The organism is Rhodospirillaceae bacterium (genome assembly GCA_002728255.1).
GTDB lineage: Bacteria > Pseudomonadota > Alphaproteobacteria > UBA7887 > UBA7887.
This window is the reverse complement of the sequence record PBWV01000009.1, coordinates 22,429-34,868: the sequence shown is the minus strand read 5'-3', so window position 1 is coordinate 34,868 and position 12,440 is coordinate 22,429. Positions and strand designations below refer to the sequence as shown.

Here is a 12,440-nt window from a genome sequence, read left to right as displayed (position 1 = left end):
GAAGGAAGTCAAGAGGAAGGCCGATGTTAGCAAAGTCATTGGAGGAAAGTTTACATAGATCCTTAGCTTTAGCTCAGGAGTACAAGCATGAGTTTGCTACTCTAGAACATCTGCTCATGGCATTAACGGAAGACCAGGATGCGGTTGAACTGATGCAAGCTTGCGGTGCAGATGTCAATAAATTGAAGGTTGCCATAGAGCAGTTCATCTCATCTCACCATGATCAGCTGGTTGTTGATTCTGATGACTTTGAGGCCCAGGCTACGGTGGCCTTTCAGCGGGTTGTGCAACGTGCTGTAACTCACGTCCAACATCATGCCCAAATGTCAGGGCGTGATGATGTGACCGGAGCAAACGTTTTAGTTGCAATTTTTTCTGAGCGCGATTCCCATGCTGTTTATTTGCTACATGAACAAGGCATTCGGCGTCTAGACGCGGTCAGATTTATAAGTCATGGTCTCAGTAAAACTCCTGAAGGGCAAGGTCCCGCAAGCTCAGGAGAGGCAAACGGGGCTGGGCCGGATAATGAAGCTAAAACAGCTTTGGAAGCGTACTGTGTAGATCTTAATGAGAAGGCTAGGCAGGGCAAGATTGATCCTTTAATTGGCAGAGAAGTAGAGGTTAACAGGACTATTCAGATTCTCTGCCGCCGATCCAAAAACAATCCTCTGTATGTTGGAGATCCAGGCGTTGGTAAAACTGCGATCGCGGAGGGCCTTGCTCGTAAGATAGTCAACTCTGAGGTTCCTAAAGTACTGGAGACGGCAATCATTTTTGCTTTGGATATGGGGGCGCTACTTGCGGGCACTAGATATCGAGGGGATTTTGAGGAACGCCTAAAGGCGGTTCTCGGTGAACTGGATGCTCATGACGATGGTATCCTGTTTATCGACGAAATTCATACCATTATTGGTGCGGGTGCGACTTCTGGGGGGTCTATGGACGCGTCTAATATGCTCAAACCTGCCCTTCAAAACGGCGGTTTGAGATGTATTGGATCAACTACCTATAAGGAGTATCGCGGATACTTTGAAAAAGATAGGGCTCTCGCGCGCCGGTTCCAAAAAATTGATGTTAGTGAGCCGACTGTTGCCGAGGCGGTAATGATACTGCAGGGCTTGAAAAGCTATTTCGAGGATTACCATCAACTTCGCTATACCAAGGATGCACTCAAAGCTGCTGTAGAGTTATCTGTCCGTCATATTGGCGATAGGAAATTACCAGATAAGGCTATCGACGTTATTGATGAGGTTGGAGCTGCTCAGGCAGTTAGGCCGGCAGGTAAAAGAAAGAAGGTTGTAGGCGCTCGAGACGTCGAGGACGTAGTTTCAAGTATGGCTCGAATCCCTCCGAAACGGGTTTCAAAAGATGATAAATCAGTCCTTCAGAACCTTGAACGGGATTTAGGTTTAGTTGTGTTTGGACAAGAGTCGGCTATCCAAACACTCGCTAGCGCAATAAAGCTTTCAAGGGCAGGTCTAAGGGAGGCTGAAAAACCCATTGGAAGTTATTTGTTTTCTGGTCCGACTGGTGTGGGTAAGACAGAGGTGGCTAGGCAGCTAGCTAATATTATGGGCATTGAACTGACACGCTTTGATATGTCCGAATATATGGAGCGGCACACTGTGTCGCGTTTGATAGGAGCGCCCCCGGGCTATGTAGGTTTTGATCAGGGGGGCTTGCTAACAGATTCCGTCGATCAGAATCCTCATTCGGTTTTGCTCTTAGACGAAATAGAGAAGGCTCACCCGGACCTTTTCAATATCCTTTTGCAGGTTATGGATCATGGAAAACTTACTGACCACAATGGAAAGGTAGTGGATTTTAGGAATGTGGTACTGATCATGACAACTAATGCGGGAGCAGCTGAACTGGCGAAGCAACCTATCGGTTTTGGGCGGGAGGAGCGCGTCGGTGACGATGATGAAGCAATTAAACGGCTATTTTCGCCGGAATTTCGGAATCGTTTGGATGCGGTGGTGGGCTTTCAGAGTCTTGCTCCCAAAGTTGTCTCTAAGGTGGTGGACAAATTTATCGCTCAATTGGAGATACAGTTGGCTGATAGGTCGGTCTCGATAGAACTGACCGATGAAGCAAGAGAATGGTTGGCTCGTTCAGGCTACGATCGATCTTATGGAGCGAGGCCCTTAGCGAGGGTTATCCAGGAGCAGATTAAGAAGCCATTGGCGGAGGAGTTATTATTTGGCCGTTTGGCCACAGGTGGGCATATTAAGATATTGGTGCGGCAAAATAGCTTATATTTTGACATGGGAGAGCTTGAAGGGGTGGCGGAAGGTCCGGCGAGTGCAGACACAGAGGATGGCCAACCTATAATTAGCTAATAAATCTAAATCTATCCTTGTATTATGTATAAGAAATATACGCTAAGACACGGAAAAAATGGCATTTAATATATTTGAAAATAGGCCATACTAGGTTTCGTCACTTTCAACTCTGCAGCATGGCTTCCTGAAGGACATATAGACATTTCTTGTTGTCCCAGTTTGGCTTGATTAAACGTACCTTGACATCGTTTCCGATATGTTGTGGGATGCCGCCTTGTAGGCCACAAATTGTGGTATTATAACGCTATAGACAAGCAAGCACGTACAGTACAGCGGGGTTCAGGACAGAAGGGGTAGAATTCGGCCTGGTCTGTTTGCCCGGCAGAAAGGAAGACGTAAATGCTAAATACAGTCAAACAATGGCTTGGCCAGATTATAGAGGTAGGGTTGCTCCTAGTAGCTATTGGAATTCTGCTTCAAATTCTTTTTGGTCGAATGGTCGGCTTTATCACAGGAGACATCGTTGGAAATTTGATAGCGATTATCCAACAGCTGGGTGATGGCGGTCTCGTTGGCTTGATTGCGATTGGCATCATCCTTTGGTTGTTCCAGAGGCGAACCGCAATGTAGTTCCACGGAACGAGCAAGTGGAATTTAGGGGCGGGCGCGGTGCGTTCGCCCCTAAATTTTTGGGGTGATGGGGAAGAGCATTCTTGGAGGTTAAGCATAACATTGGTTAGCATCCAATCGGGAAAAGGGCTATACCTTAGATGTTTGTGGTTATTCCTTATGGGTCTCAGGGAGGCGCAGTAAGGAAAGTTGACCTAGTGAGAGATAGAGTGACCATGGGAGGTAACGTTGGATCATATGTCTAAGCATCGTGTATGTGTGGCCCCAATGATGGCTCGGACAGATCGGCATGAACGTTATTTTTTACGGCTGATTTCTAAACACACCTTTTTGTACAGCGAGATGGTTACAGCGGGAGCGGTGCTTCATGGTGATCCGGCTCGTGTTGTTGCTTTTGATAACTTTGAACAACCTGTAGCGCTTCAATTTGGCGGTTGTGATCCTGTTGAGCTTGCAGAGGCATCGTCTAAGGGTGAGGCTGAGGGTTACAATGAAATTAATTTGAATGTTGGTTGCCCAAGTTCTCGGGTACAAAAGGCTAAATTCGGTGCACGTTTAATGATGGAGCCCGCTGTGGTAGCGCGGTGTGTTATGAAGATGTCGGATATGGTGTCTGTACCTGTTACCGTAAAGACTCGTATCGGTGTGGATGAAAGGGATTCATACGAAGATTTGTATCGCTTTGTTTCGATTGTGGCTGAGGCCGGATGTAGGACATTCTTCGTTCATGCCCGTAAAGCCCTCTTATCCGGTTTGAGTCCTAAGCAAAACAGAGAGATTCCTCCTTTAAAATATGGACGGGTGTATCGCTTAAAGAGTGATTTTCCTGAGTTAGAGATTATTATCAATGGCGGAATTTTAGACCTTTGTTCAGCTAAACGACATCTTGACTTTGTGGACGGGGTAATGATTGGTCGGGCAGCGTATCAAGACCCATACTTATTGTCGGAGGTAGATCGTCTATTTTTCAGTGAGGCTGCTGATGTACCATCAAGGAAAGACCTTGTTGAGGCATATAAGCCTTACATAGAGGCATGCCTAGATAAGGGGGTGCGGCTCTCATCCTTATCTCGTCATATGATGGGGCTTTATCGGGGGCAACCTCGAGGTAAGGTTTGGCGGAAATATTTATCTGACTTTACTCGGATGCCAGGTTCGGATGTATCAGTTATTGATGGTGCCTTGGAGCAAATGTCCGGGTAAGTTGGTGATCACCTTAAACTATGAATAAAGCATCGTTTCATATACACCTTGATTTGGTAGGAGGAATTGCGGGGGATATGTTTCTTTCTGCAATTACGGATGCCCGACCCGAACTTGTCGAAGGTTTGATGAGTACATTCCGTGGTTTGGAACTGCCTAGTGAGGTCTCATATTCCTTTGAAGAGCGGAGCGATGGTATTTTTATAGGAAGAGGATTTCTAACTCATGAGAATAAATCCCCTGGAAAACATACCCACTTCCCTGAACTATGTAAGCGTATTCAAGGGTCTAACATTGCTGATTCGGTAATCTTTCGAGCCATTGCAATTTTCACCATATTGGCTGAGGCAGAGTCTGAGGTGCACGGGGTCCCTCTCGAAAGTGTTAACTTTCATGAGGTTGGGGCATGGGATTCGGTTCTGGATATTGTTGGGGCGGCTTTCCTTATTGAACAGTTAGAGTGCACTTGGTCGTGGGGCCCGGTTCCACTGGGTGGCGGATTTATAAACACGGCCCATGGATCTCTTCCAATTCCAGCTCCCGCGACGGCCATCTTATTAAAAGGGTTTGAATTTTCTGACGATGGTCTTCACGGGGAGAGAGTTACACCGACAGGAGCCGCTATACTGCGCCACTTGAGCGACCAAGGTGGCAAGGTGGGCGGGAAACTTAGGTCCATTGGAGTAGGGTTTGGCACGAGTAAACTTGAAGGTAGGAGCAATATTTTGCGTGCGTCGGTTTTTTCTGTGGAACGTCTGGATAGCGAAACGGATACGGTTGGAGTGTTGGAATTTGAAGTTGATGATCAGAGTCCTGAAGATCTAGCTTATTCTCTAGATTTGCTTAGGGGGAATTCTGCTGTTTTAGATGTGGTTCAATGGCCGAGTTTTGGAAAAAAGAACCGGGTTGGGGCGCATATACAGGTTTTGTGCCTGCCGGAACGCTTGAACGATGTCCAGAACCTGTGTTTACTTGAGACATCCACCATAGGTTTGCGCTGGAGGAGAGAAGAGCGGAGTGTCCTCGGCCGCCGAATGGTGACAGTTGAGGAGGGGGGCGCTGACGTTAGGGTGAAAATTATTGATCGTCCGGATGGAAACTTATCAACTAAAGCTGAACACGAGGATATTAGGTTGGTAAAAGGCCGTTATGAAGCCAGAAAAGCGGCCAAGACCAGTGCAGAAAAGAAGGCGCGCAAATAGCATGAACCAAAAAAATACTCGACTGTTGTTTGATGAATTAGGGCAATGGCTAAATAGTGCAGGGAATGTTGGTATATCGGTAAGTGGTGGGGTCGATAGTACTACCCTGGCAATTGCTCTAAATCGGCAGTCTTCTGATCAGTGTAGTGTCTATCACGCAGTTTCCCCAGCCGTGCCAAAGGCGGCTAGTAACAGGTTATCAATGATTGCTGAAAAAGAAGATTGGAAATTCGAGGTAGTTGATGCTGGTGAGTTTGAGGATGCCGATTATCTTAGGAACCCGGTCAACCGGTGTTATTTCTGCAAACATAATTTGTACGAAACTATTGCCGGCATAGGGATTGATGAACAATTATTGTTGTCGGGAACTAATCTCGATGACATGGAAGATTTTCGACCCGGACTAAAGGCGGCCAGCGAGTTTGAGGTACGGCACCCTTATGTTGAATTGGGAATAAATAAAAACGCAGTGAGAAGTTTAGCTAAATTTCTGGGCTACGAAGATCTTGCTGAGTTGCCTGCATCCCCGTGTCTATCTAGTCGCATTGAGACGGGGATACCAGTAGATGCTGAAACGTTGTTAATTGTGGACCAGGTCGAGCAATTTTTAAATTCGGAGTTGTCTGCTTCGACTGTGCGGTGTCGAGTGCGGGAATCGGGCCTCGTTGTAGAGTTAAGTGAGGAATGTCTATCGTTACTTGATGCCTCCCAAAGGCGTTTGTTGAGCGAACATATCAGAACGATATCCAGCCCACTAGGTTCAAATTTTCCCGTAGAGTTTGCTTCTTATCGGAAGGGTAGTGCATTTATTCAGGATAGGGTTGTATGACTAATATCTATACTCCAGACTTAGATAGATCCAGCAGGATTGGACTAGAAGAAGCAATTTTTTGTGAGGGAAAGTCACCCGAGGATCTTCTGAGAATTTTATCTGATTACCATGAAAATGATACGTCGTGCTTGTTGACTCGTCTTTCTGTGGCAAAATGGAATTCCATGCCTAAGCCCATTAAGGACTCTATTAATTATGATTCTGTCTCAAAGACCGGCTTCTTCGGGGCAGTGCGGGAAGAAAATAGTGATACGTTAGTCGCTATAGTAACGGCGGGAACATCTGATATTGCAGTCGCACGAGAGGCTTCACGGACCCTCCGTCATGCCGGTGAAGGATCTGCGGAATTTGATGATCTTGGTGTGGCGGGTCTTTGGAGGATATTGGAGAAAGAAAAGGAATTGCAGAGTTACCCAGTTGTTATTGTGGTTGCAGGGATGGACGGTGCTTTATTTGGAGTAGTAGGAGGGCTGGTTGGGAGTATGGTAATTGCCGTTCCAACTTCTGTCGGCTATGGGGCGGCCAATGAAGGGCATACGGCACTCTCTGTCGCATTGGCCAATTGCGCTCCAGGTCTATCCGTGGTGAACATTGATAATGGCTATGGTGCTGCCTGCGCTGCTTTGCGGGCGCTGCGACAGATTAGGTCCCGGTAGGAAAAACGGGTAACGTCATGCAGGAAGTTTGCTTCTCTAGGGAGATTTAATGCGGGTTAACTTAAGTTATGGTAAAGGGCATCTTCCCATCAATCTCTCTGATGATTGGGAGGTGACTGTGGTGCGCAAGCCTAAAATGAATATACATAACGACCCAGCAGAAGCTGTGGAACGGGCACTTAGGACTCCAGTAGGATGTGACCAATTTGTCAAACCAAATGGGTCTGACGCCAAGGTATGTATTTTGGTTTGCGATATAACTAGGCCTGTGCCAAATGGGGTTATTCTTCCAGTACTGGTTAGGCGCCTTATTGAAGTCGGTGTTGACGCAAAAGATATAACTATCCTTGTAGCGACGGGATTACACCGCCCAAACGAAGGTGAAGAACTTGCGGAGGTAATAGGAGACGAGTGGGTATTAAATACTGTTAAGGTAGTTAATCATTTTGCCCATAAAGACCTTGACCATACCTATGTAGGGAAAACAAAGTCTGGAACGGAAGTTAAGCTTGATAAGAGGTTTGTTAATGCAAGTCTTCGTATAGCAACGGGCTTGGTAGAGCCTCACTTTATGGCCGGGTATTCAGGGGGAAGGAAGGTGATTGCTCCGGGCATAGCCCATGCTGATACCATCACCACTCTCCATAATTCCAAGTTCATGTCCCACAGTAAGACATCCAATTGTGTGCTCGAGGGAAACCTACTGCATGCCGAGCAGTTGGAGATAGTAGAAATGATTGGTGGTGCGTATGCAATCAATACGATTATAGACGAAGATCGAAACTTGTCCTTTGTCAACGCTGGAGAAATAGTAGAGAGTCATTTGGAGGCAGTTTCTTTTATGCAGAAATTTGCCAAAATAACGTTGCCAGAAAAATATTCTACGATTGTCACTAGCTCTGCTGGTTATCCCCTGGATAAGACTTATTATCAAACAATAAAGAGCATGGTTGGCCCCCTAGAGATTTTAAAAGAAGGTGGTTCATTAATCGTAGCATCTGAGTGTTCGGAGGGTTTGGGTTCATCTGAGTTTGTTGCCTCTCAAAAGAGCCTTAAGGAATGTGGTGCGGAGTCTTTTTTGGCATCAATTAGAAGAAAAAATAATGCTGCAGTGGATGAATGGCAGACCCAGATGCAACTAAAATCCACAAGACATGGGGAGGTTTTGCTCTATGCAACAGGGTTGGTTGAGGAACAAAGGAACTTAACAGGTGTACACATGATAGATTCCGTTGAAAAGGCTATCGAGAGAAGTGTCATAAGAAGCTCTGATCCGAAGGTCGCCATAATACCAGAAGGACCATACGTGATACCAGTTCACGGCGCAGCGGNCCAGATTGGGAGTGTTTANCGNNGTTTGTTTTTTTTGATCCCACTGGCTAAGCNAAATTATCTGGTCAGAAAACTGNTAGAACCTNCATNNCATGAATGTTTAATAGCCNGGATTAATATTTAATATGTTGCTCGCCCACCAGATATGTCAAAGACGGCTCCAGTAGAAAAAGAGCAATCCTCTGAGGCTAGCCATGCTACTAGTGCTGCGACTTCCTCTGGTTTTCCCATTCTATTTAGAGGTATTTTCGAGACCATATAGTTTTTATGTTGGGCGGTCATTTGGTCTAGCATTGGTGTTTCAATGACAGCCGGCGTAACACAATTACATAATACGCCGGTTTCCACCATCTCTTTTCCCAAGGATTTTGTCAGTGAAATGACNCCCGCTTTGGCAGCGCTGTAATGGGCTGCGTTGGGGTTTCCTTCTTTGCCTGCTATTGAGGCGATATTGACAATACGACCATAGCCCTTGCTCATCATTCGCGGCGCTAGGGCACGGCAACATAGAAACACTCCAGTTAGGTCTATGTCCAAAACCTTTTGCCACTCAGTGACACCCATATCCCAAACTGTTGCGTTGCCTCCAGTTATCCCGGCGTTATTTATTAGTATTTCGACATCTCCCATATGTTCATATGTGAGTTCTACGCCTCGTTTGATTGAATTTTCTTGTGTGATATCGACCTCAACACTGAACACATTGCCGGCTGGTTTGAGGTCCGCCTGTGCCTTTTCTAGGTTAGGAAATTCTATGTCCCATAAAGTAACAGTTGCCCCAGATTGTAAAAGCCTCTCTGCTATTGCAAACCCGATGCCGCGCGCNGCTCCTGTCACAATTGCCCGTTTACCCTTAAGGTCAATGTTNTTCATCGCTGGTATTCCTTTTGTCGANTATGGATCTAATAAAGTGATAGTGCNCAGTCAATAATAGTTTCGGCATTCTTTTTGTCTTCTCGATCAAATAAGCTAGAGGAAAGTCAATTTTTTTTTCGAGATACTAGATCACGAGCATGGGCAATCGCAGAAATCATGTTTTTGGATCGGGCTATACCCTTCCAAGCAATATCAAATGCTGTTCCATGATCTACAGAGGTTCTGATCACTGGTAACCCTAAGGTAACATTCACTGCGTTATCAAAATCGGCAAGTTTGATGGGTATAAGGCCTTGATCATGGTAGTGGGCTACTACAAGGTCAAACTCTCCACGTAATGCTCGGTAAAATACGGAATCACTAGGGAAGGGGCCATCAGCATCTATCCCTTGTTTCTGGGCCTGTCCTATAGCCGGTGCGATTTCATCTATCTCTTCGCGCCCGAATCGACCCTCTTCTCCAGCGTGTGGGTTTAGAGCGGCTACTGCAATTCGTGGTGTTTTGATGCCCAATCTTGACAGATGTTTATATCCAGCCTTGATCGTGCGCAGGATATTTTCTGTTCGGCATTCTTTGATGGCCTGAGACAGGGAAACATGGATCGTGGCTAGTATGACCCTTAGCTTGCTCGACTCAAAGAGCATGAAGGAAGTTTGCGAATTAGTTAAAAATCTTAGCAAATCGGTATGGCCATTAAAGGGGTAGCCAGCTAGATGCAATGCCGCCTTGTTTAATGGAGCTGTAACGATTGCATCTATATCTCCCCGTATGGCAAGATCTACGGCATGTGCCACGTAGTTATAAGCTGCATGACCGCCGCCTACCGAAATGGTACCATCTTGGATAGAAGATATTTTTTTTGATTTAACATTAGCTATTTTTATTCCTTCCCTTGAAAAATTGAGCCCACCTTGGATTAGGACATTGGCGCGTGAAATCACATCTTGGTTCCCTATGAGCAAGACGTTACTTTGTTCTTCGGGCGACATAGAGGCGAGGGCTTTACACACAATCTCTGGTCCTATGCCACTCGGGTCGCCTAGTGTTATGCCGATTTTCGGCATGGGCTTATTTCTCCTTAAAATGGAGGAAGGATGATATGTTCCTTAGCAGAATAGCTCAAGCGGAGGAATTATGCGTAAATATAAAGTAGCTGCAATTGGGGGAGATGGTATCGGGCCAGAAGTTCTGAAAGCCGGTATGACTTGTATTCGGGAAGTCGGCCTTCTGGAGGGGTTTGAGTTTTCCTTTCAGGAATTCCCTTGGGGTTCTAACTATTATCGAGAGACTGGCTTGATGATGCCGATCGATGGTCTCGCTCAGTTGAAAAACTTTGATGCAATTTACTTTGGGGCGGTTGGAGACCCTAATATTCCTGATGATGTCACCCTCTGGGGATTGCGTATAGCTATATGCCAGGGTTTTGATTTATATGCCAATGTGCGACCAGCGGTATTGCTTCCAGGAGTTGAGAGCCCCCTCAGGCAGGAATTGGCTAAGCAGCTCGATTGGGTAGTGATTAGGGAGAACTCTGAGGGTGAGTATGCTGGTGCTGGGGGCAGGTCCCATCAAGGTCATGGTGAGGAAGTCGCTATTGATACTTCGGTATTTTCACGAAAGGGTGTAGAGAGAATTCAAAGATATGCCTTTGAAATTGCAGCGCAAAAACCTAACAAGAAAGTAAGCTGTATCACAAAGTCTAATGCCCAGCGTTTTGGGATGGTGTTATGGGACGAGGTTTTTTCCGAATTAGCGGAGGAGTATTCCAACGTCGAGACAGATAAGGTGTTGGTAGATGCCGCGGCAGCCCGTATGGTTCTTGATCCAGGTTCATTTGACGTCATTGTGGCTAGTAATCTTCATGGCGATATTCTCTCAGATCTGGCCGGAGCATTGTCAGGAAGTCTGGGCTTGTCAGCGAGCGGCAATATAGACCCAACGTATAATAGCCCGTCCATGTTTGAACCGGTTCACGGTTCAGCCCCTGACATCGATCGCTCCGAGATAGCCAATCCTATAGCAACGATTTGGTCTGGNGCCATGTTGTGTGAGCATTTGGGAGAAGTAGCTGCCGCCAAAAGACTTAAAGACGCTATTTGCAGGGTGACGAAGGAGAAGGCAGCGCTGCCCCGGGATCTTGGGGGCCAAGCTAGCACTTCGTTGGTGACAGAGGCGATAATGGGTTATCTATGAGCGAGGAAAGGTGAGGGAGGGACGCCTATTGAGCCACCTTAAGCGGCCTACTCTTTCGTTTCACCCATCTAAGTGGTTCCATCTTTTATCTCGGGGAGACCAAGTTTGTGGGCGACAATATCGGCTAGCGCCAGTGACGCGGTGAGCCCAGGCGACTCAATTCCNTACATATTGACCAAACCCTTAATTTTATGCTCCTCCGGCCCCTGAATTAGGAAATCTCCAGCAGCTGAGCCTTTCTCTGTAATTTTTGGCCTTACTCCTGCATACCCAGGTTGCAGGGTCCCATCTCTCAACTCAGGATAGTACTTTCGAATGGCGGAGTAGAAGGAGTTAGCCCGTTCGGGTTTAATTTCATAGTCTACGCGNTCTATCCATTCGACGTCGGGTCCAAACCGGATTCCACCGCCCATATCCAGTGTCACGTGGACCCCTAGTCCACCTGGTTCCGGCACGGGATAAATTAGTCTTTGGAATGGAGNTTTGCCTGAGATAGTGAAGTAACAACCCCGAGCCAGATACTGGTCTGGAATTGTTTTAGGATTTAGTCCCTTGATAGATTCAGCTAATCGTTGGGCGCCAAGGCCAGCTGCATTTACAACTAGGTTTGCAGCCACGGCATATTCTTGGTCGCTCTCTCCTACGGTGAGCTCTATATTATTTTCCCGAATCGTGCCTTTTGTAACGGAACTATTGAACGCAATCATGGCACCGTTATCTTCGGCGTCCCCTTGATAGGCTAGCATTAGGCTATGGCTATCTATAATTCCTGTTGAAGGAGAAAGAAGGGCCCCCACGCTATTTATGGCTGGCTCCATTTTTTCAACTTCCCGCGGGTCCTTAAAAAGTAGATCAGGCACTCCATTGGCGGCAGCTTTGGTTTTTAACTGATGGAGGGTCTCGATCTGAAGTTCACTTGTCGCAACGATCAATTTTCCGAGTTGGGAGTGGGGAACACCATGCGAGGCGCAATACCGATATAAGCGATGNTTCCCTNCTACACAGGTTCGAGCTTTTAGGCTTCCTGTAGGATAGTAAATACCAGCATGGATGACTTCGCTATTCCTTGAGCTGGTCTGGGTTCCAATAGTGTCCTCAGATTCCAATACGATAACTTCTTTGCCAGCCATAGCTAGTCTTCGGGCCACAGCAAGGCCCACCACTCCTGCTCCTATAACTATGCAATCAACAGATTCGGTCATCNTTTAATCCAAAATTTTTCATTGGATAC

11 protein-coding genes are annotated in these 12,440 nt (G+C 46.5%); 8 read left to right on the top strand and 3 right to left on the bottom strand.

Annotation, left to right across the window (positions count from 1 at the left end):
• Positions 1 to 23: 23 nt before the first annotated feature.
• The 7 genes from clpA (at position 24) to CMM32_02405 (ending at position 8,264) form a co-directional block, all read left to right on the top strand.
• Positions 24 to 2,342, top strand: a complete 2,319-nt coding sequence (gene clpA, locus CMM32_02435; protein ID MBT05762.1) for an ATP-dependent Clp protease ATP-binding subunit ClpA — start codon at positions 24 to 26, stop codon at positions 2,340 to 2,342.
• A gap of 342 nt (positions 2,343 to 2,684) precedes the next feature.
• The gene (locus CMM32_02430; GenBank protein MBT05761.1) at positions 2,685 to 2,915 is read left to right on the top strand and encodes a hypothetical protein; all 231 of its coding nucleotides are present in this window, start codon (positions 2,685 to 2,687) and stop codon (positions 2,913 to 2,915) included.
• Positions 2,916 to 3,152: 237 nt separating this feature from the next.
• Entirely contained in the window at positions 3,153 to 4,118 is a 966-nt protein-coding gene (locus tag CMM32_02425) for a tRNA dihydrouridine(20/20a) synthase DusA (protein MBT05760.1), read from the top strand.
• Between the two features lie 20 nt (positions 4,119 to 4,138).
• Complete coding sequence (locus CMM32_02420; protein MBT05759.1) at positions 4,139 to 5,320, top strand: TIGR00299 family protein; 1,182 nt, start codon at positions 4,139 to 4,141, stop codon at positions 5,318 to 5,320.
• A 1-nt stretch (position 5,321) separates the two neighbouring features.
• Positions 5,322 to 6,149, top strand: coding sequence for an adenine nucleotide alpha hydrolase (locus CMM32_02415; GenBank protein ID MBT05758.1), 828 nt, complete (start codon positions 5,322 to 5,324; stop codon positions 6,147 to 6,149).
• Positions 6,146 to 6,808 (top strand): circadian phase modifier CpmA, encoded by a 663-nt coding sequence (locus tag CMM32_02410; GenBank protein ID MBT05757.1) that lies wholly within the window; start codon positions 6,146 to 6,148, stop codon positions 6,806 to 6,808. The genes CMM32_02415 and CMM32_02410 overlap by 4 nt, the downstream gene beginning before the upstream one ends.
• 49 nt (positions 6,809 to 6,857) lie before the next feature.
• Entirely contained in the window at positions 6,858 to 8,264 is a 1,407-nt protein-coding gene (locus CMM32_02405; GenBank protein MBT05756.1) for a hypothetical protein, read from the top strand.
• Here the strand turns inward: CMM32_02405 and CMM32_02400 are convergent.
• Together CMM32_02400 and pdxA are read right to left on the bottom strand one after the other, a co-directional pair.
• Positions 8,261 to 9,013, bottom strand: a complete 753-nt coding sequence (locus tag CMM32_02400) for a 3-oxoacyl-ACP reductase (GenBank protein MBT05755.1) — start codon at positions 9,011 to 9,013, stop codon at positions 8,261 to 8,263. The genes CMM32_02405 and CMM32_02400 overlap by 4 nt on opposite strands.
• A gap of 107 nt (positions 9,014 to 9,120) precedes the next feature.
• Positions 9,121 to 10,080 (bottom strand): 4-hydroxythreonine-4-phosphate dehydrogenase PdxA, encoded by a 960-nt coding sequence (gene pdxA / locus CMM32_02395; GenBank protein ID MBT05754.1) that lies wholly within the window; start codon positions 10,078 to 10,080, stop codon positions 9,121 to 9,123.
• Between the two features lie 70 nt (positions 10,081 to 10,150).
• On the opposite strand from pdxA, the gene CMM32_02390 reads away from it, so the two are divergent.
• A complete protein-coding gene (locus CMM32_02390; protein MBT05753.1) occupies positions 10,151 to 11,209 on the top strand; it encodes a tartrate dehydrogenase in 1,059 nt (352 codons plus the stop codon).
• 68 nt (positions 11,210 to 11,277) lie between these two features.
• On the opposite strand, the gene CMM32_02385 is transcribed toward CMM32_02390, so the two are convergent.
• Entirely contained in the window at positions 11,278 to 12,411 is a 1,134-nt protein-coding gene (locus CMM32_02385) for an FAD-dependent oxidoreductase (protein MBT05752.1), read from the bottom strand.
• Positions 12,412 to 12,440 lie beyond the last annotated feature (29 nt).